Below are 25,028 nucleotides of genomic sequence, written 5' to 3'. Positions count from 1 at the left end.
TGAATGATACGCCTCAAAGCGCTATTCGTTGCTCTCCTGCTGAAATAAGGATCGTCTTCCATAGATCGGCGCTTCTTCAGATGTTGTTGAAAATGCACGCTGCACACGTACACAGCTTCCCTGACGAAGGCCTGTTTCCATTAACTGCTGCGTGTTTTGCGGGGTAAACCACAGTCCCTCCGGAAATTTGGCCTCCAGTATATACTGTATGCCGTCTCCTGGCGCCTGCCCGAATATTCGTACACCGAGCAGTGTCTTCAGGTGTTCAATGGTACATTCATCCGGAACATCGATGTCGAACCATTCGCCTTCCTCACGGCCGGAATACACGGTTAATATCATGTGAATCCCTCCCAAGGTCTCATATGTAAATTGTCCTAATGTCAGATTAAATCAAAAAAAGGCGGGTGAAACGGTATTCCCCCCTATTTTCTTATATAAAACCCTTGTTGGCAACGTACCCGCTGTAATTTTGTTACATATGACCCACGTATATATTAAAATATCGTCCATTCGACTCAGAACTTTTGTGTCATTGTTCCATTTAAATTTTGCAACGATGCGAAAATCACACTCCTTTTCCCATTTTTTAGAAAAATAAAACAAGAAATATGGGACCTCGATTGCTTTGGACGCAATTGAATTGTGAACACTTTTCAAACTTTATCCACCTTTATGTTTTCATAAGCTGATTTTAAGGTAATTTTAAGCATTGGTATTTATTATTACCTGTATGAAATAACTCTCGTGAGGTGATTTCAAGTGAGAACTCTAATAACATTTCAAAACAAATCAATCCCTGTATATTTTAATCAAGAAAACAAACAACCTGTGCAAAAAACATTAAGACTGCTTAGCAGTGCCCTTGAGCATAAGATCAGCAACGGTAAACGTGCTCTGCAAAAATGTCTGCACTCTTTGATTAGTATTGAAATTGTTGGCGGCGAAGCTATTCTTCACAGCCGCAGTGAGAATGACTCTCTTGCTCTATCTTTATACTAAAGAAGAGTTCATTCTCCTTTGCTTATATGGGACATAAAAAAGGAAGCTTCCCTTCAGGGACAAGCTTCCTTTTTTGACGTGATCCAGCGCCTGGTTCCACACGGGAAGTCAACAGCTTTGCAGTGAGCACCACTTGTCATGCGGCCCAGCCCTATTCACAGCACACGCATACACTTCTTTACATTACTACAGCTTCTCCAGCACATAGGACACATCATGTTCTTCCGCAATCTCTGCTTTCCGGATCCGAATGACAAATAATCGGACCAGATTAGCTCGTGTATGTTCTTCCTGACAGGTATTTAATTTCCTTAGAATAAAACGGTCAATGGACATGAGTTCCAAGCCCCTTTGCCATAATATTTACGGAGCACTTCCTTCCGTGTATCCATAAATAACCAGAACCGGACCTGCCCAAACAGCTTTTTTTACTGTATTCAGCAGGTAACTTAAAATACCAGTGAAAAGATGCAAAAGCCCGTCTCAACAGTGTTAAGACAGGCTTTTGCATCTTTTGCCGTTTTATCACGAACCTGCTCGGATAAACACCTCACTGCATGACAGGATACACGTCTTTCCGACTTATTTCACGCCCGGATACTCCCTGAATCGATGCTGCAGACTGATCCAGCGGGTACGTGTGAATTTGTCAATCGCCCAGTCTCCTCCAAACCGGCCGATGCCAGACGATTTCTCCCCACCAAACATAACATGAGCTTCATCATTCACCGATTGATCGTTCACATGCACCATACCGGATTCAATCTGCTGTGCCACCTGGTATCCCCGCTCCAGATTGCCTGTAAATACAGAACCACTGAGCCCATAAGGTGTGCCGTTAGCCAATTGTACGGCGTGCTGCTCATCACTGGCTTTCATAATAATTGCCACTGGGCCAAACAATTCCTGCTGCACAATATCCTGTTCAGGCTTTACGTCTGCAAGCACCGTTAGCATGAGCACACTTTCCTGATGTGTTCCGCCAAGCATTAATCGTGCACCTTCATCTTTGGCTTGTTTCACCAATTCAAGCAGCCGCTCAACTTCCTTCTTGCGGATCAGCGGTCCCACTAAGGTTTTCTCTTCAGCCGGATCACCTGCTTGTATGTTTTTCGTTTTGCTCACAAAGGATTGAACAAATTGGTCGTAAATATCTTCGTGCACAATAATACGGTTCAGTGCCATGCAGATCTGACCCTGATGCAGGAACTTTCCGAAAACGGCAGCCTGTGCCGCATGCTCGATATCCGCATCGCCCAGAACGATCATCGCATTGTTGCCACCGAGTTCCAGTGCAGTTTCTTTGAGATGTTCACCGGCGAGTTTACCAATGCCCTTACCCACTTCTGTAGAACCCGTAAATGAAATCACCTTGGGAATAGGATGTGTGACAAAATAATCCCCGATCTCGCTGCCACTTCCGGCGACTACATTCAATACACCCTCTGGCAGACCCGCTTGTTCAAACAAATCCGCAATCAGCCAGCCTGCTGTGATTGGAGTATCTGAAGCTGGTTTGATCACCACACCGTTGCCGAGAGCAATCGCGGGTGCGGCGGAACGCAGACATAGATGCAGCGGAAAATTCCATGGTCCAATGACACCGATCACACCTTTAGGTTCACGGACTACCCGATTTTCTTTGCCGGGTGTGTTGGACGGAAGCAGTTCCCCTTTCATTCGGTAAGGAAACGAAGCCGATTCGTCCACAATCCGTTGGGCTGCAGCAAATTCTGCTTCAGCTTTGATTCGTGTACTGCCCGATTCCGTAATGAGAAGCTGGATAATCTCTTCTTTTCGTTCATCCATTAGGGAGGATACTTTACGGAGCACAGCTTCTTTAATGGAAGGCAGCGATGCTTTCCATTCCACTGCACTCTTTTTTGCAGACTCATAAGCTTGATCTATATCTTCATGACTGGAAGAACGCCAAGTTGCGATAACTTCACCCGTATACGGATTGATGTTCTCTATCATTTTCTCACCTGAACCGTCTACCCATTTGCCTGAAATATATTGTTTAGTCCATACTGCCCTTTTATGCTGGTTGTCCACTAAAGTCATTACGCACGCCTCCGATTCTTCAGATTAGAATGCACATAAAAAAACGATGTCTCATTCATTAACCTTGTTCGAAGTTAGGCAAACGAACAGAACAACCTACCCATACGCAGCAAGATCAGACCAGCCATAAGCAATCTCTTCCAGTTCCTCATTCCCAATACGAATCCACTGTGTATGAACAGGGCTGCCACCCATTTTTTCATAAAAACGGCACGCCGGATTTCGCTCCAACGCCCAAATGAGCATACTGCGCATCTGGCATTTCCGGAGGTGTTGAACCACACGCTTGACAAGCTCGCTGCCTATTCCGGACTGCTGATAAAACTGCAGCAGATAAATGGCGTACAGTTCGCCATCATAGGGCAGTTTTCCTTCTCGTTCCTTACCTCCGCAGGCAAAACCGACAATTTCCCCCTCCTCGTTCTCAGCGACGATCAAAATCTGATCTTCTTCGCTAGAACGTAACTGCTGCTCCCACTGAGGTAATCTGGATTCTGTAGTCAAATGATGCAAAACATGATCTGGCACAATTCCTCGATATGTTGTCTTCCAGCTCTCTGTATGTACATAAGCGATACCTTCTGCATCTTCTTCACGCGCCAGTCTAATTCGCATAAGACTCTACTCCTTTTCTCAGTTAGGATGAAATCTCCTTACATATAAAGAAGCACAATCCGGCCTATGGCCGGATTGTAACTCGGGTTCCCACGGATACCTTGGAGGACAAATCAAGCACGTCTGAATTGTACATCCGAATGCAGCCATGGGATACGGACTTACCAATCGACGAAGGATCATTCGTCCCATGAATACCATAATGCGGCTTAGAAAGGCCCATCCAGAGCACACCGAAGGGTCCTCCAGGATTCTCTTGTTTATTTACAATGGTAAACTCTCCACTTGGAGTACTGGTAAGCATTTTACCTATGGCTACCGGATAGCCCTTCACGACTTGATCTCCATCCAGCAGGTACAGCATGTGGTCGGACAAGTCTACGATGATTCTGTAATTTGGCATCAAGACATCCCTCCTGCCTTATCGTATGCAAGACAAACACGGATGGCCCGCTTTATATCAGTCCTGTTCCCAATCTTTGACCCGATGGACATGCTTGGCCTTGCGTGTTTTGACCGGTTTGCTTGAAGCTGTTCGTTTTCTCAAGGCCGATTCTTCCTTGCGCCGCTGATACTGCAGTTCCTTCTGCATTTTGAGGAAATTGCTCAGCCTTTTCTCGTCCAGCTTACCGTTTTCAACAGCCGCTTTAACCGCACAGCCTTCTTCCCTCGTATGGCTGCAGTCCATAAATCTGCACGTACCGGCCAGCTCTTCTATTTCACCAAAAGCTTGGGAAAGTCCGTCTTCCCCTTCGTCCCAAAGATGCAGTTCGCGCATCCCCGGCGTATCAATCAATACAGCCCCTTGCGGCAGCACAAACATCTCCCGGTGTGTCGTTGTATGTCTGCCGCGGCTGTCCCCCTCGCGAACCGATTGTGTGATCTGTACTTCTTTACCCATCATCCAGTTGACCAGTGTGGATTTGCCGCTCCCGGAAGAACCTGTGAGCGCCACGGTTACTCCTGGTTTCAAATAAGTTTCCAGCATGTCCTTCCCTTGTCCCTCTATCGCAGAGATCGCCAGCACTTCAACTCCTGGAGCAATCCCTTCAACCTTACTGACTTTTTCCTGTACGTCTTCACACAGATCGCTTTTACTTAGAACAATAACCGGTCTTACTCCCCCATTCCAGGCCATCAACACATATCTTTCAAGCCTTCTAAGGTTAAAATCATGATTAAGCGCTGCAACGATCAGAAGAGTGTCTACATTAGCAGCAATGAGCTGCTCCTTCGTTACTGGACCAGCTGCCTGTCTCGACACACGGCTCTGGCGAGGCAGCAGCTGATGGATAATCGCTTCATCACCCTGCTCGCGCGTCACCGCCACCCAATCGCCAACGGCTGGTGCAGCACCTGTCTCCAAACTATGATGACGAAGTTTTCCTGACACTTTGCCCCAACATTCTCCATGGGCAGTAATTAGACGCTGCATATGCCCATGATCTGCAATAATTCGGGCAGGCTGTCTCGTTCCCGCTTCAAATTCACCCTCCGCCCAACACTTCTCCCATGCCGCAGACCATCCGTAACTTTCAATTCCAACCTTTTCAATATGCTGATTTAAAATAAAAATTCCTCCCAAATTGGTTTGTTTGCATTTGTCCAATTCCCAAAATTAAATGTTACGTCTAAACATCTCGTTTCACGCTTTACATTTCCATCCTGCATTTCATGCTGCATCTCCGATTACAGACCTGAACAAAAAAAGCCGCGAGCATATACAGGCCCGCGGCAATATAGAGTTATCCGAATGAAAAGAAGATTCAGCAGTACACGGCATAACGGTTTTTATACTCCTGTCCGTTGTCCAAGCCCTGAATCTCCCGATCGGCACAACAAAAAAAAGCCGCGGGTGCGTCACCCGTGACTTTGTCTGAAGGTATAGTCACCACTCACCATGATTGGATATCTCTATCCAACTACAGCAAGAATGATCATCCTTGATCCGTTCCGGAGACGCTGTTCCTATTCAAGTCCACGTATACTGCCGTTAGATTTGTCATTAACATCGCCTCCCTTGTAGAATATGCCATCATGTTACACAGTCTGCTGCACAGTTGTCAAGCGATTTTTTTAATTTACTGCTGTCATTCCCTTTATTTCACTTGATCCCATCTGGTCCACATCTCGCGTGGGTTCAACTCATATTCCCCGTCTTCACGGTACATGAACTGATGCATAATAAACTCCCTGCGAAGGGTAGCGAAATCTTCGTGATAATTCTGAATAAACGTATTGATTTCTTTCTCGCTGTACTTGCGTCCGAACTCCAACTGCTCCACCAAATATTCAAGCACGACCAGCTTTTTCTTATACTGCGCAGGAATCTGACGAAGCCGGCCATCTTTGGAGAAAAAGTTTCGCATAATGGACGCTTTAAGGCTCTCGTTAATATCTGTCATATCGGACTGCTCCTTTCTGTTAAAAATAAAATCAACCGAAGCTTGAGCGTGTTCACGGATAAAATAAGGGTTCAGGGTAAAATAAACTGTATTTTTTTCTCGCCGTTCCTGAATTAACGCAGCTTCTCTCAGCTTGGCAGCATGATGTGTCACTGTAGGCTGCGACAGGTTCAGACGCTCCGCCAGCGCTTGGCCGTGCAGCTCCCCTTCAGACAGCAGCAGCAGCATACGAAGCCGGGTGGGGTCAGCCAAAGCTTTGTGATAGGCCACGATTTTCTCCAGCTGCATCACTTTTACACCTCACAATAAATTAGATGATCATCTAATTTGATAGTAATCTTTCTTCGTTGTGAAGTCAATTGATATTTAATGTTTGAACTTTTATCACATTGACGTTATGTCAGAACTGGCATTGAAGTGTTATTTACGGTAGGATTATATTGCCTGAAATGAAGGAGGATTAAGAACATGGAAGATGTCATTATTATTGGCGGAGGCCCATGCGGCCTGTCCGCGGCTATTGAATGTGAGCGGGTGGGATTGTCCGCTGTCATTATTGAGAAACACAATATCGTACAATCCATCTATCTCTATCCGACTCATATGCAGTTTTTCAGTACGGCTGAGCTGCTTGAAATCGGAAATGTGCCGTTCAGTACCCCGAATGACAAGCCGTTTCGTTACGAAGCACTTGCCTATTATCGCAAAGTAGCCGAACACTTCGGCCTGCGTGTTCATAATTATGAGGAAGCCCGTGAAATCCAGCGTAAGGAAGACGGCACATTCGAGGTACATACGGTTAATCGGCGCGGAGAAGCTGTTCGTCATCAAGGCCGTCATGTCATCGTCGCTACCGGCTACTTCGATCATCCGAATTACCTTGGAATTCCTGGTGAAGACAAAGATAAGGTAACTCATTACTTCCGTGAGGCACATCCTTACACCCGCACTCGCGTAGCCATCATTGGAGGGAGCAATTCGGCAGTCGATGCCGCCCTGGAGCTTCTCCGGGTTGGAGCTCATATCGATATGGTTTACCGTGGTACCGGTCTGTCAGAGCATATTAAACCCTGGGTTCGTCCGTTATTCGAAAGTATGGTGCAGAAAAATCACATTACGCTGCACCTCGGCTCACGTGTGAATGAAATTCTGGATGATTCGATCCGCATTGTTCATACCGATGGTTCAGAGAGCGTATTGGAAAATGACTTCGTGCTTGCCATGACCGGATTCAGACCAGACCGTCAGCTGCTGACTTCCATCGGGGCTGAGATGTCGGAGGATATGGATAAGCCGTTATACAATCCACAGACGATGGAAAGCAGCATACCTGGTATATACGTGGGCGGTGTTATCGCTTCCGGGCGGAATGCAAATGAAGTGTTTATCGAATCAGGCCGGTGGCATGGACGATACATTGCTGAACACATTATCAGCAAAGCACCATACCATAACGGCAAAAAACGCGCTCAGTCTGAGGAGCAATGAAGTCCATGGACATGACATCCCTCCTGCTGCTTGTGTTTGCAGCGCTCGGCATCATCAGCAGCAACACTCCTGTAACGGTTGCGATGGTATTTCTGCTGCTGCTTCGTGTACTGAACGTAACCCAAGCCTTTCCCTGGCTTGAAAAATACGGACTTACCGTTGGCATCATTATACTGACGATCGGGGTTATGGCTCCTCTCGCCAGCGGCAAAATGAGCCTGCAAACGATCGGTGAGTCGTTTCTGCACTGGAAGTCACTGCTCGCCATCGGCGTTGGTCTGCTTGTCGCTTATCTGGGGGGGCGCGGAGCTTCACTTATGAGCACTCAACCAACGGTTGTGGCAGGACTGTTGATCGGGACGGTTCTTGGTGTCGCTTTGTTTAAAGGGGTCCCTGTCGGACCGCTGATTGCTGCAGGTATCCTGTCTCTGCTGCTAGGCAAATCCTGAACTGTTCTGTCAGCATGTAAGCTTTTGCAAACCGGCTGTATTTCCCACCGTTGTGTGCTATACTTCTATTCATGCAAACAGATACATGCATCGGCACCAGAGAATGAGCATCTTTCTCTCATTGTCAGATGAACTCATCAAGCACTTCACGACGTTTATCGTCCTCAGGAGGATTCAGGAACCATGTCACGTCCCTTTGTAACCGAAGCCGTGATGGTGGCCATCTACGGTCAATTGCTTGCGCCGCCGGCGCCTGTGGAATATATCGTGCCTTATACCACCATCCTTGAACTATATGAATTTCAGAGCAGCGCTGATCCTATGATGGATAACCCGGCAGATGACCAGCACGTTAAATCCAAAATTAATGAATTGATCTCGTATTTCGAGGAACCGTTGAACAAGAAAAAAATCGAGCGTGCCCTTTCCGTCCCATGGACAAAAAGTCCCTCCATTCTGTTTGGAGATCAAGTATCGATTACAATTGTCAACGCAATGGATACAGCCCAGTATGGGGAGTATTTCGATCCGATTGAGACAGAGCTGATTTTAACATCCCAGCGACTTGGCATTCCTATCCTTACGGATCAAGTGGAGCTGATTGCCCGAATCATCGAGGCAGCATCACCTGTGCAGGTGTTTGATATTGATGATTTTGATTTTGCAATGGACGATGAGCCGCTGGATCAGGTGTAACTTGGAGAAACCCATGCGCAAAAGACCTCAACCTTCGCTTGGCAGCGGTGGTCGAGGTCTTTTGCGCATTCATGCGAGGCACTTGTTTCCTTCTGTGTCAGCATGACTTCAAACCGGATTGTGCCAGCAATGTCTGGCTGATCCTATTCATCGGAGGAAGCGTATCCGGATCGAAAAAGTTTAAACCGGCATCGCTGTTTACCCGTGCTTCTATAAGGGAATCCTGAATAATTTCTGCCTTGAACAAAGCAATAACATAATATTCTTCATCCCCGTTTCCGTGCACATGTCTAAGCTCTGGTCCAGAATACAGCGCCTCGAAGCTCATCGATGCTGCAGTCCATCCGGTCTCTTCCCATAGTTCTCGATGCGCAGCCCCTTCAATAGTCTCCCCAGGACGCATCTCTCCGAACGGCAATCGCCAGTGTCCCTGTTCGGCATGCTGGATGAGCAGCAGCTTACCCTGTTCGTTCGCAGCCATTACGGCCGCTTTGACCACAATATGTGCACGTTTGGCAATATATTGGCCTATATCTCTCGCCGGCAGATCCACTCCTCATCCCTCCTTCTTTAACAAAGACGGTGTCCCTTCCATTCGCAGTTCTGGACTTGGCTGTGTTTCATCCTTACATTGATGAATGGATATTCGGTTAGTATTTACTGTACTTCTGTGTATCGGTATTCAATATCCCGGCCTTCATCTACAACATCGACATGAAGTTGATGTCCTTTCAGATACCAGTAATCGTGATCTTCCATAAAAAACTGAATGCCGGACACTTCTGTTTGATCGGCAGGATGTCTCGGTTTTTCCACCGCAATACCTAATGAAAAACCAGGATGAAGACCTCCGCCAGAGCTGTAGCGGGCAAAAAAGCGGATGCTGTCCCCTTCATTCAGGTTTAATTCTTCTTTGTACCAGCGAGCAGCTTGATCGGTTACATGTATGGTACTCATCTGTTGTCAGCTCCTTTTGTATATATATGTTACATCATATCGCTCCAGGGGCCTGAATACAAACCCTGTTAATCCTAGAAGATCATATGATCTTGTGAAAAATGTTTGACAGATTACAAAATCGGGTGGTAAGATGCAAACATACGAGGTCTACATTGCATTTATTTCCATTAACAAGAAAGGGTGATTACGGTGTTTAACAGACATAAGTTGGTTCATATTCACGCACAATTAAATACCGGAGTATCCCCGAAATCATTTTTCCGTTCATAAGACAGCACTTGAGGTGTCTCTTTTTTAACAGACCCCTGCCAAGTTCGCTTACAACACCTTATGTACGGCGGTGGCTCTGCTCTCAGAGTCATGCTGCCGTATGAAGATATAAGACATACCGCCTGCGTGCGGTGTGTCTTTTTTTGTGAGCAATAACAGCCAAACTGAGCGAAAATCTGCATTTCTTGAACATCGAAAGGAAGGGATAACACGTGTTCTCTGTACTTAAAAACCTAGCCTGGTTCTTCAGGCTGGAACGCAAAAGATACCTGGTTGGTGTCATTTTGCTCATCCTTGTAGGCATTGCTGAACTGCTGCCTCCTCGCCTATTGGGGAACGCCATCGACGAAATCGTGCGCGGCTCCATTACCGGCACCTCATTAACGTTTTACATTTTACTGATTCTCGGAACAGTCATTATCATCTATCTGATTACGTACATATGGATGCACAAATTGTTTGGCGGAGCCAATCTCGTAGAACGGCTGCTGCGCTCCCGCTTCATGGACCACCTGCTGCGGATGACACCGCCCTTTTTCGAGAAAAACAGAACCGGTGACCTCATGGCCCGGGCAACCAATGATCTTCGTTCCATAGCAACAACCGCAGGCTTTGGTATGCTCACCTTGACCGATTCTACTGCATTTCTCTTAACCGTACTGTTTGCCATGGGTTTCCTGGTAAGCTGGAAGCTGACACTGGCTGCAGTCCTGCCCCTGCCTTTTATCGCGATCGCCATGATGATCTATGGTAAAGCCGTGCATCAGCGATACACTTTAGCACAGGATGCCTTCGGCGACATGAACGACCAGGTGCTGGAGTCGATTGCGGGCATCCGTGTTGTACGCGCGTACGTTCAGGAACGTCTGGATGAGAAACGTTTTGCCGATGTAACGGAAGACGTATATCGCAAAAATCTCGCGGTTGCCCGGATGGATGCCCTGTTTGAACCCACGATTCGGCTGTTTGTAGGACTCAGTTACGTTATTGCCCTGGCCTACGGCATTTATCTTGTATTCCATAATGAAATCACCCTGGGCGACCTCGTATCGTTCAACATGTATCTGGGGATGATGATCTGGCCGATGTTTGCCATTGGTGAATTAATTAATCTGATGCAGCGCGGCAGCGCTTCCCTCGACCGTGTCAACGAAACGTTATCGGTTGAACCGGCCGTGCAGGACAAAGAACATCCTGTTCATATTTCACAGCCGGATAAAATTGTAATGAAAGATCTCACCTTCCGTTATCCAACCTCCACGGTAGATAACCTCAGTCATATCAACATTACCCTGCAGCGTGGGCAGACGCTTGGGGTTGTAGGACGTACGGGAAGTGGGAAATCCACACTGCTTAAGCAGCTGCTTCACGAATACCCTGCGGGATCGGGTACACTAAGCATTTCGGGGCATTCAATCGAGGATATTGCCAAGGATGACCTGCACAGCTGGATTGGATATGTGCCGCAGGAGCAGGTGTTATTCTCCAAATCCGTTCGTCAGAACATTCAGTTTGGTAAGCCTGGTGCATCGGATGATGTCATTATGGAAGCCATTCGTACTGCTGCATTCGACGGGGATCTGGGGACACTGTCTGACGGTCTGGATACACTTGTGGGTGAAAAAGGTATTGCGCTGTCCGGCGGACAGAAACAGCGGGTTTCTCTGGCCCGGGCCTTTATCGCTGATCCCGACATTCTCATTCTCGACGATGCCTTGTCCGCGGTCGATGCACGGACAGAAGCCAAAATTATTGAAAATATACGCAGCAAACGTGCGGGCAAAACAACGCTGATCTCGACTCATCGCCTGTCCGCCATTGAACACGCAGATCGGATCATCGTGCTGGAGCACGGTAAAATTACGGAAGAAGGCACTCACCAGGAACTGCTCGCCAAGAATGGCTGGTACCGTGAACAATATGAACGGCAGCAGGTGGAGTCCAATCTGTCCACGTAGGAGGTCAACGAATTGAAGTCGAATACAGGTAAAAGGCTGCTGCAGTATGCCTTGAAAGCCAAAGGCACCTTTATTGCTGCCTTAATCATGCTGACGATTGGTGTCGCGGCTGAACTTGCCGGACCCTTTATCGCCAAATCTATGATTGATAACCATCTGCTCGCCATTGAGCAGCCATTTTACGAGACTGCTGCTTCGAAGGAAGCCGCAGTCTATCAAGGAAAAAATTATAAGCGTGAAGGGTTACTCGCACCAGACGAACCCAAAGGCGCCGAGGTTCGAGTGCTGCAGGCCGGCAAAAGCTTTTATTTTGTAAACGAGCCGGTCAGTGCCCCGGACGGCGACCGTTCCTACTCGAACGGAACCTTGACCGTGACTCGTGCGGGTGAAGTCACAGGACAGTACGCGGCAGTGCCGCTGTCTGCAGGCGAACTTTTTGCCTTTTACAAACCCGAGATGCCGAGCATCTATCAATTAATTGTGTATTATCTGATCTTCCTTGTCATCTCCGTTATTATGGAGTTCGGTAAAACCTTCTGGCTGCAGTCCTCTGCCAACAAGGTCATTCAGCGGCTTCGCAATGATGTATATGCGCACATTCAGCGGCTGCCGGTGCACTTTTTTGATAATCTGCCCGCAGGTAAGGTCGTCTCCCGGGTCACCAATGATACCGAGGCCGTTAAAGATCTTTTTGTAGCCGTGCTGTCCAACTTTTTCTCAGGTATCATTACAATAACGGGAGTGTATATTGCGCTCTTCCTGCTCGATGTACGTCTGGGTCTGATCTCCCTGTTCGTTGTACCGATGCTTATTGCGTGGATCGTATTGTATCGAAAATTTGCTACCCGTTACAACACCATCATCCGCTCACGGCTGAGTGAGATCAATGCGATTATTAACGAATCCATCCAAGGAATGTCCATCATTCGTGTATTCCGCCGCCAGAAACAGACCCGGCAGGAGTTCGAAGAATTGAACGAAGACTATATGAAACATCAGAACAAAATGCTGAACCTGAACGCATTTACCTCTCATAACCTGGTGAATGTGCTGCGGAATATCGCCTTTGCCGTGGTTCTGTGGTACTTCGGGGCAGGCGCAATCACCGGCACGAGCATTATTTCACTTGGTGTGCTGTATGCCTTTGTCGATGTTCTCGGTCGCTTGTTCCAGCCAATCATCGGTATGGTGAATCAGCTTGCGAATCTGGATTCCTCTCTGGTTTCCGCCGGGCGTGTATTTGAACTTATGGATGAAAAAGGAGAACCGGTTACGGACGGTTCCATGCCAAGATACAAAGGCAATGTTGTCTTTGACGATGTATCCTTTGCTTATAAAAAAGATTACGTGCTGAACAATATCTCGTTCAAAGCATCACAGGGTCAGACGGTGGCTCTAGTGGGTCACACCGGTTCAGGCAAAAGCTCCATCATTAACCTGCTTTTCCGGTTCTATGATCCGCAAAAAGGTAAAATTACAATCGACGGACAGAATGTCAAAGAGATACCCAAACAGTGGATTCGGGAGCATATGGGGATCGTACTGCAGGACCCTTATCTTTTCACAGGCACGATTGCTTCCAATGTCAGTCTGGGTGATGAAAAAATTTCCCGGGCACGTATTGAGCAGGCGCTGCGTGATGTGGGTGCAGAACGTATTTTGGCGCATCTGCCCCAGGGCTTTGACGAGCCTGTCGTAGAGAAAGGCAGCACGCTGTCTGCGGGACAGCGCCAGCTGATTTCGTTTGCCAGGGCACTCGCGTTTGATCCGGCGATTCTCATTCTGGACGAAGCGACCGCCAATATTGATACAGAGACGGAAGCACTGATTCAGAATGCTCTGGAGGTCCTGAAAAAAGGACGTACCACCTTCATCATTGCCCACCGCCTTTCAACCATTCGCTCCGCTGATCAGATTCTCGTTCTGCACCGCGGAAGAATCGTGGAGCAGGGTGCGCATGACGAACTGATGGAGCTGAAAGGTCGTTACTATCAGATGTATCAGCTGCAGCAGGGTGCTCAGGGCGAAGTCATCACCGATAAGTCTGCTCGTGAGGCGGATTCTTTCAGTACAGCTTCGGCATCGCTCGCAGGAGGGAATGTGTAAGAGAACTCGCACCTCTCTGGCCTGCTCCTGTACTGCTATGCTGTGCACTGACAGGAGTCTTCAAAACCCAAAAAAAACGCTCTGTGCAGCAGCCTTCCGGCTGCTGTCAGAGCGTTTTTTTATGATCCTAGAGACAGATTATGAAGGGTATCTCTTCCTTATTAATTCCAGCCTTTCAGAGTATATCCCATATACATTACCGTCTCTCTGACCAGAAAAGGGATCTTGCTGCGCCAGCTGCGGTATGCTGTCGTTTCTGTCGGTGATGGAACAGCATCCATGCCAAGTTCGCTCGCCATTTTCATCGATCTCTTCATATGCAGCGGGTCGCTGACAATCGTATAAGTTCGATATCCTTCCTTCTTTCCTATTTCAAGCGAGTACAGCAGATTCTCCCGGGTTATGACTGACTTCGTTTCGATAAGAATGTGCTCTGGTCTCACGCCATGTGAGACAGCATACTGGCGTCCTACCCATGCTTCCGTGGGTGTACTGCTGTCTCTGGAGCCTCCTGTAAAGATCAGATGACGCACCATACCGTCCTTATAGAGCCGAACAGCTTGTTCAATTCGCTCACGAAATACCGGTGACGGATTCTCCCCTTGTACCGCCGCACCCAGAACAACAGCTGCGTCCGATGGGCGGTGTGAACCTTCGTTCATGTAGGCAAGGATGCCTCCGGCTGTAAACCCTGCCCAGAAAATGATGGATAACAGGACAGCGCCTATTCCCCAATATAAGATTCGCTGCATTGGATGTTTAAGATCAGGTCTGATCAAAGGGCGGCTGCTCATTATTCCTCATCCAGTCTCTGTTCCTGAAAACTAGCGGCATGCATCCGTTCCAGAGCAGCCCATGCTGCGGCAGATTCATCCTTTAGTCCCAGTGCTGCAATCCAGGCGCTTGTATATTGCTGGAGTGTAATCTCCAGTTCCTGAGCACGCTCCTTGAAATCTTCCAGTTCCTTAATCATTCGTGTCCGTCCCTCGGGACTGAATGTTTCATGAATGCGTTCCTTGAAGTAATGATGCACGATTCGGTTTCGCTGCTGCCATAATTCATTCAATCTGGTCGTTTCTTCTTCCGAAAAAGTAAAATGGTGGCGCGCCTCATGGATAAGCTGTCCCAATGAACTGCTCATTTTCCGTTCGTACAGCTCCTCCAGTTCTTCCTCGGATACCACTTTGCCCTGAGACATCTTGGTTAACAAAATGAGATTAACCAGCTGCTGTTCCAGCGCCTGTCCATAATATACGGCCAAGCCGTAGTAGGCAAACAGTTCCTTGGAGTGTTCGCTGTCCAGCATGAAACCATCCTGGAAATCCGTGTTCTGCATATGCGAGCGCTCCTTTCATCCGTGCGTCTTGGCTGTTTCATATGACTCTATCGTAACCAAACCGCAAACAACATTCAAGCTGCCGGACAGGACAGCGCCTAACTTCGTTATTCCATGGATTTTCTTCAGGATCTGAACAAGGTCACATCCGCTCTGGAGCCTGCACGCCAAGCAAAGACAAGCTGTAAGCCAGACGTTCGGCAGTACGCGCTGCCAGTTTTACCCGAAAAGCTTTCGTGCCGGGAGGCGCGTCTGCAATTCGCTCGGCATGATAGAAGCGGTTAAACGCTTGAGCGACATCGATCGTATATTTGGCAATGACCGAAGGTTCACTGCGAAGCACTGCTTTTTCCAGATAGGATGGGTATTCAGCAAGCAGCTTCAGCAGCGCCCACGACGTATCTCCCACAGCATCCGCAGCAAGGTGATCCCTAAGATGCCTATCCAAATGTGATCCTTCAGCCTCAAGCTCTGCATTTACCTCAATGTTCTCCGCAGCAGACCCTTTCAACGGATCTGTCACCTTCTCCCGTTCATCACGCGACACATTCGCGGCTTTGGCAAGCACACTTTGAATCCGGGCATAGGTATACTGCACATAAGGCCCCGTCTCTCCTTCGAAACTCACCGCATCATCCAGCGAGAAATCGATATCATTCATGCGATTGCTGCGCAGGTCACCGAAAATAATCGCTCCCACACCAACGGCTTCAGCTACCTGTTCAGACTGTTCCAGATTCGGATTTTTATCCTGAATGATCTGCTGGGCACGCGCAACGGCTTCATCCAGCACTTCCTGCAAAAAGACAACCTTCCCCCGGCGTGTAGACATCTTCCGCCCTTCAAAGCGCATCAAGCCGAACGGAATATGTTCACAGTTGTCTGCCCATTCGTAACCCATCTTGGACAGCACCGTAAACACCTGACGGAAATGAAGTTTTTGCTCGCCGCCAACGACGTATAACAAGCGATCTGCCTGCATAATGTTCCGACGATAGATGGCTGTCGCCAAATCCCGGGTTGGATATATGGTTGTTCCATCCTTTTTTATGATCAGACATGGCGGCATATTTTCTTCATCCAACCTTACCACGAGAGCACCGTCGCTCTCCTCCAGCAGCCCTTTATCCTGCAGTTCTTCAACGACTGCACCCATCTTGTCATTATAGAAGCTTTCGCCCAGTGTATAGTCAAAATCAACATTTAATCGTTCATACATCCGGTTGAACTCCTGCATACTTACTTTTACAAAGAATGCCCATAACCGCTGAGCTTCATCATCTCCCTGTTCCAGTTTGCGGAACCATTCCCGGGCCTCCGTCTCCAGTGTCGGGTCCTGCTCCGCCTCGTCATGGAAACGAACGTACAGCTCCAGGGAATTGCGAATAGGGTCAGCCTGCAGCGCTTCTTCATTCCCCCACCGCTTATAAGCCGTAATTTGTTTGCCAAACTGAGTGCCCCAGTCCCCCAAGTGATTTACACTTATTGAGGTGTAACCCGCTTCTTGATAGAGACGATACAGCGCTGCACCAATTACAGTTGAACGCAGATGCCCGATGCCGAAAGGTTTCGCAATGTTAGGCGAGGACATGTCGATTAGTACACGCGCTCCTTGACCCAGCTGCAGTTTGCCAAATGTTTCGCTGCCCAGTTCCTGCAGCAGCTCAGGTGCCAGCACCTTCCTGTCAAAACGAATGTTCACATACGGTCCGGCAGCTGCGGCATCTGTTCCGGCAGCCTGCAGTGCAGCAGCAATCTCACCAGCAATAACAACCGGTGCCTTCTTGAGCGACTTGGCCAGTGTAAAGCAAGGAAATGCTGCGTCTCCCATCTGCTCCTGCGGCGGGATTTCCAACAATTTTAATACTTCTTCCTCTGTGAGCCCTGTGAGCGGGGCAATCTGAACTGCAGCCTGCTTCATTAACACGTGAAACACTCCTTCTCCGAATCGTATATAGTTAAAATAAAATGCAAAAAAGCTCTCGTCTCTAAAAATCAAGAGACGAGAGCTGTGTTTACAGTTCCCGCGGTACCACTCTAAGTGAATTGTCAGATGAAATGCTTAAGATGCATGTCAAAACTTACGATTCCGCTCGGTGCAAATAACGGCTGCAGGCCGGATTACCCTCAAATCCAAGATATACAATCCTGCAGGACTATATATATAGCTTCGGATAACCATCTCACGGGTGCGCTTCACTCAGGACATTCCATGCCGGCTTACACCTGCCCCGGCTCGCTGTTATGGTTGAATCTGAGCTACTCTCCCGATCATTGATACTGCTGTATTTTATTCATTGCAGATTATTATACATATCCTGGTATGCCTTGGCAACCTGATAATCTACCTGCCTGCTTGAACATGCACTTTTTCATAAAGGACATCCATAGCAAAAACCCCCTGAATGAACGAATGCAGGCGTCCGAATTCCTGCATTTCTGCTTATTCAAGGGGATCATTACTAACACCATATGTTATTTACATCTATATCCTACATGGTTAAACATGATTTCAATAACGTACAGATTAGGCCACGGCTGCCATTAAACGGCAGGCTTCAGCACATGCACGGCAGGCTTCTGCGCAGGCTTGGCAGTGGTCATGTTCGTGTTTGCCGCATTCCGCCGCACAAGCTTCACATGCTTTGACGCACAATTCACAGATTTCGCCGATAAAGTCACTTCCACGAGTCATCGCTTGTGCAGCAAATGCACATATGTCAGCACATTCGCGGTTAAGACGAATACAATCACGCAGCATAGCCAGATCATATTCTTTCAGACTTGATATGTAACATACATTGCAAGCATTCATGCACTCCAGGCAAGCATCGATACATTGTTGGTATTGTTGTTGTGTCATTTAAAGTTACCTCCCAGGCAAAGTTTGCTATGCTTCTTAATACCCATCCGGAAGGAACTTTGAACCATTACTCTTGTTTTATTGCTTCCAGTTCCAGTAACTGTTCACGAATGACAGTCTGATCAAAATGTTCACCAATGAACACGGCAACATTCGGTACTTCACCTTGCGGTGTGATCTTCATATAATCCGATTCACGATAGGCATATTGAAACCAGAACCGGCTTGCCGTATCACTAAAAGAGAGAATACCTTTTGCCCGGTAGATATCACGCGGCAAACCAGCCACAAACCGTTCAAACGCTTCGCTGTTCACCGGCTGGCTGAAATAATGCGTATATACCATCACATGTTCATGTGACGTATGAGGCCTGGAGGCAAGCTTGTGCTGAGAATCCGAAGAATTACTGTGATGTCCATGTTTATACTCATGTCCATGACTGCATCCATGTGTACGACAGGCATCTGTATGCACATGATGCTCAGCTTCATCGTTTGATTTTCCAATATCTGCACCAGACTGCTGCAGGTGAATCTCATTGCCGCTGTGAAGCAAATGTTCCATCTGCACTTCACATTTGACCGTAGGAATCACCGGGGCAAAGCCGTTCCACTTGTTCAACAGCTGTTCCAGTTCCCGCAGCTGCTCTGTTTGAACGCGATCCGTTTTATTCAAAAGAAGCACGGATGCACAGCGAATCTGTTCCTGCATCAGCTTGAATGTTTTACCCTTCTGCTCCTGATACAGACCCGACAGATGAGCTGCGTCGACCACGGTGATCAGACTTTTCAACTCCAGCCGCATATACAGCGAAGTCTCCGTTACGGCATCCAGTATTTCCATCGGATTGGCCGCACCGGTTGCCTCAATTACGATTACATCGGGCGACTCTTCCTGAACGAGGTCTGCAAGCTGCAGTCCAAGATCACCACGAACAGTGCAGCAGATGCATCCGCCTAACATTTCCGTCATAGGTACTTCCTCATCTACAATCTGCCCATCCAGATTCACTTCTCCCAGCTCATTCATCACGACAGCTGGACGAAGTCCCTGCTGCTTCCAGTATTCGATCAGTTTAACGAGCAGTGTCGTTTTGCCGCTTCCCAAAAAACCGGACAGGATATATACAGGAATGCTTTGTTTTTGCTCCTTAGCCATACTCATCTTACACACACCTTTCTGCCAATCATGCGGCCTAGCCTCAGTCTATTTAGCGAGTGTACACTATCCTGTAATTGTTGTGCAATACGCTCCCTCTGTTCCTCGATCGCAGTCGAAAACTTCATTGCCTCATTCCCATGAATGGTCTATGCTATGAGAACAAGTTATTCAAGGAGGATTTCCCCATGACCAATTCAGTTGAACAGCACCGGCAGGAGGCGCCGCAAACGACTGCCTGTATGATAGTCACGGTCTCTGACACACGTACCAAAGAAACGGACACCAGCGGTCAGCTTATACACGAGCTGCTGCATCAAGCCGGTTATAAAGTCGTGGAGTATCTCATTACACCTGACGAGACAGAACGGATTCAGAGCATCCTGCAGGAAGCTGCTGTACGGGATGATATCGAAGCCGTGCTGCTGAGCGGCGGTACGGGGATCGCTCCCCGGGACAACACGTACGAAGCTGTATCCTCTCTACTGGACAAAGAATTGCCGGGCTTCGGTGAAATATTCCGCTATCTCAGCTATACCGAGGATATTGGTTCGGCTGCCATATTAAGCCGAGCGGTTGCCGGGACAATCGGAAGAACTGCTGTGTTTTCCATGCCAGGGTCACGCGGAGCGGTCAAACTGGCCATGGAGCGTATTATTTTACCTGAGCTGCGCCATGTGATGCGTGAAATATACAAACCCGTCTGAACGATTCAGACGGGTTTGTCGCTTCCTTTTTTGCTTCCTTATTCTCGCTTACTTCCTTTATTTAACTTAACTGCGTGCCCCTCCTCTTTTATTTCGTCCAGTACATGCTGAAATACCTGAAGCACATCCTGTTCATACATATCTTTTTCCCCGCCGGACGCTGTGTAGACGAACGATACATGCCCCTTGCTGCGAATTGTCGTTCTGCCCATTACGTTTTCCAGCACCGCATTGTCTTTACGCTCGCCGTACATCTCTTCCATCTGAGCAGTCCGGGTGTCCGCATCACGGTAGATGTGTACTTTGACGATATGCCGTGCACTGCCATTTAATAAATACATGTAAGACATGCCGCCCTCGCGGTCATCCTCAAACATGTTATTCATTAGTTTAATGTTTTTGGCGGCAAAACCTGCGGTCAGCTCTCTGGCTAACGTTCCATTTAAACCGTGTCCCTGCTGTTTCGCCCTGAAGTTTCCTTCAGCCGCAGCTTCGCGTGTATAAACCTTTCGCTCCTGCTCTATGGATGCTGCCGTACAAGCTGTCAGAGACCCTACCATCACCAGCAGTACTCCACCTAATATCACGCTGCGTCTCGCTTTCCGAACAGCCGGACTCCGTTCCTTTTCATTCAAAAACATACCTATCCTTCCTTTCCATGAGCCCCAATATGGTAACTCTCTCAGGTAGAATTAGGATGTCTTGGAGGTAAACCTTTTATTCCATACACTATTCGGTCAGCATACGTACAACGCTGCGCCCTACCGCACCGCCCTGCAGTATGTTGGTTAAAGTGTGCGGCAGCTGTTTCAGCGTAATTTCCTGAACACCCAGCGCAAGAGCACGATCGGGTTTCCACTCACTCCCCAGCTTGTTCCAGATGCGTTCCCGACGTTCCATGGGACAATACACGGAGTCAATGCCAATCAGCTGAATTCCGCGCAAAATAAATGGATACACCGTCGATTCAAAATTATTTCCTCCGGTTAAGCCCGATACGGCAGCAGCTCCTCCATACTGTATCTGCTTCAAACGCTCCCCAAGTGCCGGTCCCGCTGTCGGATCGATGATTCCAGCCCACTTCTGTTTGCCCATGACCCCCTTAAGCGGAGCATCCGCTTCTTCGCGCGAGATCACTTCGGCGGCTCCCAAACTGCGAAGCAGTGCCTCTTCCTGCTGCTTTTTACCTGTGCTCGCCGTTACTTCAAAGCCCAGCTTCGCAAGAATAGCAATCGCCATGCTGCCCACCCCTCCAGTGGCACCTGTAACGAGAATTTTGCCCATTTGCGGCGTAATGCCAGCATGTAACAAAGCATCAACCGAAAGCGCCGCAGTGAATCCTGCTGTTCCAATCGCCATCGCTTCCTTCTCACTCAGTCCTTGCGGCAGAGGCACCAACCACTCACTCCGCAGACGAGCATACTCACTGTATCCACCGTAATGGGACACGCCTGGTTCAAATCCGGTACTAATTACTCGGTCACCAGGTGCAAAACGTCCGCTCACGGATTCTTCCACCGTTCCTGCCAGATCAATTCCAGGCACGATCGGGTATTCGCGAACGACACCTCCGTTTTCTTTTGACGCAAGCCCATCCTTATAATTCACACTGGAATAATGTACCTGTATGGTCACGTCACCGTTAGGCAGATCCTCCTTTTTCAACTGCTCTATATTAGCGGTTACTCTTTCTTGATCATCCTTACGTATTACATAAGCTTGAAATGGTTCTTTCATCCGGATCATCTCCTTTATTTTCGTTCGGTAAGCAGATAAAGTATCGGTCCTGCAAGCGGCAGCAGCCCTGCCCAAGCCCAGTTTGATGCTCGTCCATTCACTTTGGCATCCCGGAAGGTTGCAATCGTGGACAGCAAAGTTAGTACAACAAAATCAATCGTCATAATATGGACAAACGAAGATTCATTGAATGTTTGCTCGAAACGCTCCGGGTTCCCTAGAAGCAGCGCATAGAGCGCCGCTCCCAGTGTTAGTAACAGCAGGATCAGATGGGTCAGCCTATGTGAAGCCACTCGCGAAATGCCAGATTTGGACTGTTTCAGAGACGACAAAGAATCTGCTGATATCCCTTTTCCTAAAGGGGAGCTTAACGCAAAATAGGGCAGCAGCGCAAACGCCCCCAGACCAAAGGAAAACAAGACGAATGGCCAAGCAGGTATATGCCGGCCCTCACGCGTTTTCACCGGTTTGCGAAGTAACATGCAGGCATACACCGCCGGGAAAATACCCAGCCACGAAAAAACAGTCAGCACCCATGGTTCCTCGCTGCGCATTCTAAGCAGCTCTTTGAAAATCGGATCATTAGCGGGAGAATTTCCCGGTGCAAAAAACAATGCGTAAGCTGTGAAAGCGATCCAAATCAACCCTAGTATGTACCTCATATTGGCAGCCCCCTCTACCTTTCATCCCCTGCTGACAGGTTATTGAAACAACTCTTCTTCGCAGTCTGAATCAAAACGCTTCCTCCTCTCTCTCTTGATTTAAAGTACAGATCAGAACGTGGCGGGATTTGACGTTTCCTGCGGTTTCCCGAGAAATAATCGTTTGAATGCTGCAGCTGAGAAGTTTGGAGAAAAACATGTAAAATGAGGAGGAAGCTGCACTGCAAGCGCAAGTATATCTTAACAAACGAAGTGTACGCCTTCCTTCAGTCATTTTCTATGAAGCTGCACACATCTTGATTCGCATCGAAAGTCGTACCATATCAAAAAGGCACAAGCCCGGACTGACTGTCGGGTTATGCCTTCGTTGATTCGATATCCATTAAAGATGTTACTCTTCTGTTGATTTCACATGTTCAGCAATCAGCTTCTGTTTCATATTCCAAGCTGCCGGGCTGATGTTCACACGATAAATCTCCGGATTCAGCTTCCGCTGGTACTCAGGCCAGAAGAGATTCAGCTGCTCCTTATGGTATGCACGTATCTCATCCAGAGTAGGCAGATCATACACTTTACGTCCATTTACAAATATCGGTTCCAGCATGTTGACTGCCTCATAGCGGGTGACCGTCTTTTTCAGATATGGATGAAGCGGGTTGAACAGCTTGAGCGGACCGCCCTGAAGCGGCTGTTCCTCTTCCGGATAACAGATATAATCTGCAATGGCCTTGCCGTGCTTCGGATCAATGATGCGGAATACTTCTTTTTTACCCGGCGTAGATACCTTTTCGGGATTGGCTGATATTTTAAGCGTCGGAAGCATTTCTCCGTTCACTTCACGCTCTACCAGTTTGTATACACCGCCCAGTGAAGGCTGATCCGAAGCGGTAATCAACTGCGTACCAACACCCCATGTGTCGATCCGAGCACCTTGAGCTTTGAGGTTAAAAATGGTGTTTTCATCCAAATCATTCGAAGCTACGATTTTCACATAATGAAGTCCGGCTTCATCCAGCATCTGGCGCGCCTGAATCGATAGATACGCAAGGTCGCCGCTATCGAGACGAATCGCATTCATTTTTTTGCCCTGACTTTCCAGCCACTTGCCTGTTTTGATCGCATGAGGAACGCCGCTATTCAGCGTATCAAACGTATCTACGAGCAGTGTCACCTGATCCGGCAGTACTCTTGCGTAGGCATCGAAAGCCTCCTGCTCGCTCATGAAGCTCTGCACCCAAGAATGTGCGTGGGTACCCGCTGTGGGAATGCCGAATTGTTCACCTGCCAGCATATTAGATGTCGCATGAAAACCGGAAATATACGAAGCACGTGCACCCCAGATTGCCGCATCAGCTTCTTGTGCCCGGCGTGTTCCGAACTCAAGCAGGGTATCCCCCTGTGCTACCTGTTTAATGCGGGATGCCTTTGTCGCAATGAGGGTCTGATAATTCATGAAGTTCAGAATTGCTGTTTCCACCAGCTGCGTTTCCATAATGGTGCCTTCAACCCGAATGAGCGGTTCGTCAGGAAAAACAACTGCACCTTCCTTCATGGAATGAATCGTTCCCTGAAATGAGAACTGAAGCAATTCCTCTAGAAAGACCGGATCATAGTTCTCTGGTTGTTTGGATAAAAATTTGATGTCCTCCATGGTGAAGCGAAGCTGGCTGATATAATTTACAATGCGCTCCAATCCGGCAAATACGGCATAACCGTTGCCAAAAGGAAGCTTGCGGAAGTAGGCTTCGAAGACTGCCTTCCGTTTGTGTGTACCATTCACCCAGTGCGCATACATCATGTTGATCTGATATTTATCCGTATGTAAAGCCAGGCTTGTTGTCTGCATTTGTCTCATCCTCTCTGACTTCCGCTCGTTTTTCAGGCCACGCCTGAAAATACGGGCTTAAAGCTGATTACACCGCATTCACTGGTGACGAATCAGGCCAAAATCGTTTCGCTTGCCTTAACCACCTGCGCACCCATGCTTGAGCGAAAGTGTGAAAGTGCCCAATCATGTCCCGCGGGGTTAAAGCTCGCTACAGCATCCTCATAAATGGTAATATGAAATCCTTTGTTATAGGCATCAACCGCAGTGTGAAGTACACATATGTCCGTACATACCCCAATCAGAGCGATATCCGTTATGCCCCGTTCGCGCAGCTTTAACTCCAGGTCTGTTCCGCAGAACGCACTGTATCTGGTTTTATCCATCCAGCGAATCTCGTCCTTTCGCTTTTCCATAACCTCAGCCAGACGGCCGTACAGATGTCTTCCTTCTGTCCCCCGGATGTTGTGAGGCGGAAAAAGAACAGTCTCCGGATGGTACGGATCATTTCCTTCATGCAGGTCTACCGCCATAATCACTTCGTCTTTATTGCTGCAGTAAGCCTCTGTAATTGCCGCTACCGTCTCGTCAATCTCCACAGCGGGCTGGCCTACAGGCAGCGCACCTGTGACAAAGTCCCGTGTAAAATCAATAACAATCAATGCTTTCATCGTCCACACTCCCTCTTTTGAATGGGTTGAATGCATTAGCCAGAAATTTGCTTCT

26 protein-coding genes and 1 other annotated feature are annotated in these 25,028 nt (G+C 48.1%); of the genes, 7 read left to right on the top strand and 19 right to left on the bottom strand.

What is annotated here, in order from left to right:
• Nucleotides 1-21 precede the first annotated feature (21 nt).
• A complete protein-coding gene (locus MKY97_RS11545; protein WP_111268942.1) occupies nucleotides 22-342 on the bottom strand; it encodes a hypothetical protein in 321 nt (106 codons plus the stop codon).
• A 420-nt stretch (nucleotides 343-762) separates the two neighbouring features.
• Here MKY97_RS11545 and MKY97_RS11540 point away from each other — a divergent pair, with 420 nt between their 5' ends.
• Nucleotides 763-1,002 carry a hypothetical protein gene (locus MKY97_RS11540; protein ID WP_110892980.1) on the top strand — a complete coding sequence of 80 codons (240 nt, stop codon included), beginning with the start codon at nucleotides 763-765 and terminating at the stop codon, nucleotides 1,000-1,002.
• A 186-nt stretch (nucleotides 1,003-1,188) separates the two neighbouring features.
• Here the strand turns inward: MKY97_RS11540 and MKY97_RS11535 are convergent, their stop codons facing one another.
• The 6 genes from MKY97_RS11535 to MKY97_RS11510 form a co-directional block, all read right to left on the bottom strand.
• Nucleotides 1,189-1,338, bottom strand: a complete 150-nt coding sequence (locus tag MKY97_RS11535) for a hypothetical protein (RefSeq protein ID WP_342555557.1) — start codon at nucleotides 1,336-1,338, stop codon at nucleotides 1,189-1,191.
• Between the two features lie 246 nt (nucleotides 1,339-1,584).
• Nucleotides 1,585-3,066, bottom strand: coding sequence for an aldehyde dehydrogenase family protein (locus tag MKY97_RS11530; protein ID WP_342555556.1), 1,482 nt, complete (start codon nucleotides 3,064-3,066; stop codon nucleotides 1,585-1,587).
• A 96-nt stretch (nucleotides 3,067-3,162) separates the two neighbouring features.
• Nucleotides 3,163-3,681, bottom strand: coding sequence for a GNAT family N-acetyltransferase (locus MKY97_RS11525; RefSeq protein ID WP_342555555.1), 519 nt, complete (start codon nucleotides 3,679-3,681; stop codon nucleotides 3,163-3,165).
• A 64-nt stretch (nucleotides 3,682-3,745) separates the two neighbouring features.
• Nucleotides 3,746-4,084 carry a L,D-transpeptidase gene (locus MKY97_RS11520; protein WP_342555554.1) on the bottom strand — a complete coding sequence of 113 codons (339 nt, stop codon included), beginning with the start codon at nucleotides 4,082-4,084 and terminating at the stop codon, nucleotides 3,746-3,748.
• Between the two features lie 57 nt (nucleotides 4,085-4,141).
• The gene (rsgA, locus tag MKY97_RS11515; protein WP_342555553.1) at nucleotides 4,142-5,266 is read right to left on the bottom strand and encodes a ribosome small subunit-dependent GTPase A; all 1,125 of its coding nucleotides are present in this window, start codon (nucleotides 5,264-5,266) and stop codon (nucleotides 4,142-4,144) included.
• Between the two features lie 514 nt (nucleotides 5,267-5,780).
• The gene (locus tag MKY97_RS11510; protein ID WP_342555552.1) at nucleotides 5,781-6,374 is read right to left on the bottom strand and encodes a metalloregulator ArsR/SmtB family transcription factor; all 594 of its coding nucleotides are present in this window, start codon (nucleotides 6,372-6,374) and stop codon (nucleotides 5,781-5,783) included.
• Nucleotides 6,375-6,554: 180 nt separating this feature from the next.
• Between MKY97_RS11510 and MKY97_RS11505 the strand changes: the two genes are divergently transcribed.
• The 3 genes from MKY97_RS11505 (at nucleotide 6,555) to MKY97_RS11495 (ending at nucleotide 8,719) form a co-directional block, all read left to right on the top strand.
• On the top strand, nucleotides 6,555-7,574 hold the full coding sequence (locus tag MKY97_RS11505; protein WP_342555551.1) for a YpdA family putative bacillithiol disulfide reductase: 1,020 nt from the start codon (nucleotides 6,555-6,557) through the stop codon (nucleotides 7,572-7,574).
• A gap of 5 nt (nucleotides 7,575-7,579) precedes the next feature.
• Nucleotides 7,580-8,023, top strand: coding sequence for a DUF441 domain-containing protein (locus MKY97_RS11500; protein WP_342555550.1), 444 nt, complete (start codon nucleotides 7,580-7,582; stop codon nucleotides 8,021-8,023).
• A gap of 183 nt (nucleotides 8,024-8,206) precedes the next feature.
• Nucleotides 8,207-8,719, top strand: coding sequence for an ADP-heptose synthase (locus MKY97_RS11495; protein WP_342555549.1), 513 nt, complete (start codon nucleotides 8,207-8,209; stop codon nucleotides 8,717-8,719).
• Nucleotides 8,720-8,816: 97 nt separating this feature from the next.
• On the opposite strand, the gene MKY97_RS11490 is transcribed toward MKY97_RS11495, so the two are convergent.
• A complete protein-coding gene (locus MKY97_RS11490; RefSeq protein WP_342555548.1) occupies nucleotides 8,817-9,272 on the bottom strand; it encodes an NUDIX domain-containing protein in 456 nt (151 codons plus the stop codon).
• A 104-nt stretch (nucleotides 9,273-9,376) separates the two neighbouring features.
• Nucleotides 9,377-9,676, bottom strand: coding sequence for a HesB/YadR/YfhF family protein (locus MKY97_RS11485; protein WP_342555547.1), 300 nt, complete (start codon nucleotides 9,674-9,676; stop codon nucleotides 9,377-9,379).
• 485 nt (nucleotides 9,677-10,161) lie between these two features.
• Here MKY97_RS11485 and MKY97_RS11480 point away from each other — a divergent pair, with 485 nt between their 5' ends.
• Together MKY97_RS11480 and MKY97_RS11475 are read left to right on the top strand one after the other, a co-directional pair.
• Nucleotides 10,162-11,907, top strand: a complete 1,746-nt coding sequence (locus MKY97_RS11480; protein WP_342555546.1) for an ABC transporter transmembrane domain-containing protein — start codon at nucleotides 10,162-10,164, stop codon at nucleotides 11,905-11,907.
• A gap of 12 nt (nucleotides 11,908-11,919) precedes the next feature.
• Nucleotides 11,920-14,013 carry an ABC transporter ATP-binding protein gene (locus MKY97_RS11475; protein ID WP_342555545.1) on the top strand — a complete coding sequence of 698 codons (2,094 nt, stop codon included), beginning with the start codon at nucleotides 11,920-11,922 and terminating at the stop codon, nucleotides 14,011-14,013.
• Between the two features lie 161 nt (nucleotides 14,014-14,174).
• On the opposite strand, the gene MKY97_RS11470 is transcribed toward MKY97_RS11475, so the two are convergent.
• From MKY97_RS11470 to MKY97_RS11450, 5 genes are all read right to left on the bottom strand, one after another.
• On the bottom strand, nucleotides 14,175-14,807 hold the full coding sequence (locus tag MKY97_RS11470) for a YdcF family protein (RefSeq protein WP_342555544.1): 633 nt from the start codon (nucleotides 14,805-14,807) through the stop codon (nucleotides 14,175-14,177).
• A complete protein-coding gene (locus MKY97_RS11465) occupies nucleotides 14,807-15,349 on the bottom strand; it encodes a hypothetical protein (RefSeq protein WP_342555543.1) in 543 nt (180 codons plus the stop codon). Before MKY97_RS11465 ends, MKY97_RS11470 begins: the two co-directional genes overlap by 1 nt.
• Nucleotides 15,350-15,491: 142 nt before the next feature.
• On the bottom strand, nucleotides 15,492-17,270 hold the full coding sequence (argS, locus tag MKY97_RS11460) for an arginine--tRNA ligase (RefSeq protein WP_342556303.1): 1,779 nt from the start codon (nucleotides 17,268-17,270) through the stop codon (nucleotides 15,492-15,494).
• Nucleotides 17,271-17,344: 74 nt separating this feature from the next.
• Nucleotides 17,345-17,633: a binding site (T-box leader), on the bottom strand.
• A gap of 243 nt (nucleotides 17,634-17,876) precedes the next feature.
• Nucleotides 17,877-18,212, bottom strand: a complete 336-nt coding sequence (locus MKY97_RS11455) for a four-helix bundle copper-binding protein (RefSeq protein WP_342555542.1) — start codon at nucleotides 18,210-18,212, stop codon at nucleotides 17,877-17,879.
• Between the two features lie 67 nt (nucleotides 18,213-18,279).
• Complete coding sequence (locus MKY97_RS11450; RefSeq protein ID WP_342555541.1) at nucleotides 18,280-19,377, bottom strand: GTP-binding protein; 1,098 nt, start codon at nucleotides 19,375-19,377, stop codon at nucleotides 18,280-18,282.
• A gap of 182 nt (nucleotides 19,378-19,559) precedes the next feature.
• Here MKY97_RS11450 and MKY97_RS11445 point away from each other — a divergent pair, with 182 nt between their 5' ends.
• Nucleotides 19,560-20,078, top strand: coding sequence for a molybdenum cofactor biosynthesis protein B (locus MKY97_RS11445; protein ID WP_342555540.1), 519 nt, complete (start codon nucleotides 19,560-19,562; stop codon nucleotides 20,076-20,078).
• Between the two features lie 38 nt (nucleotides 20,079-20,116).
• Here the strand turns inward: MKY97_RS11445 and MKY97_RS11440 are convergent, their stop codons facing one another.
• The 5 genes from MKY97_RS11440 to MKY97_RS11420 form a co-directional block, all read right to left on the bottom strand.
• Nucleotides 20,117-20,719 carry a hypothetical protein gene (locus tag MKY97_RS11440; RefSeq protein ID WP_342555539.1) on the bottom strand — a complete coding sequence of 201 codons (603 nt, stop codon included), beginning with the start codon at nucleotides 20,717-20,719 and terminating at the stop codon, nucleotides 20,117-20,119.
• Between the two features lie 88 nt (nucleotides 20,720-20,807).
• Nucleotides 20,808-21,815, bottom strand: a complete 1,008-nt coding sequence (locus MKY97_RS11435) for an acryloyl-CoA reductase (RefSeq protein ID WP_342555538.1) — start codon at nucleotides 21,813-21,815, stop codon at nucleotides 20,808-20,810.
• A gap of 14 nt (nucleotides 21,816-21,829) precedes the next feature.
• Complete coding sequence (locus tag MKY97_RS11430; RefSeq protein ID WP_342555537.1) at nucleotides 21,830-22,477, bottom strand: hypothetical protein; 648 nt, start codon at nucleotides 22,475-22,477, stop codon at nucleotides 21,830-21,832.
• Nucleotides 22,478-22,868: 391 nt separating this feature from the next.
• Entirely contained in the window at nucleotides 22,869-24,323 is a 1,455-nt protein-coding gene (locus MKY97_RS11425) for a nicotinate phosphoribosyltransferase (RefSeq protein ID WP_342555536.1), read from the bottom strand.
• Between the two features lie 92 nt (nucleotides 24,324-24,415).
• Nucleotides 24,416-24,973: an isochorismatase family cysteine hydrolase gene (locus MKY97_RS11420; protein ID WP_342555535.1), complete on the bottom strand. Its 558-nt coding sequence runs from the start codon at nucleotides 24,971-24,973 to the stop codon at nucleotides 24,416-24,418.
• Nucleotides 24,974-25,028 lie beyond the last annotated feature (55 nt).

This window comes from Paenibacillus sp. FSL R7-0652 (assembly GCF_038595045.1).
Classification (GTDB): domain Bacteria; phylum Bacillota; class Bacilli; order Paenibacillales; family Paenibacillaceae; genus Paenibacillus.
The sequence above is the reverse complement of the archived record's forward strand: the minus strand, read 5'-3'. Positions and strand labels throughout refer to the sequence as shown.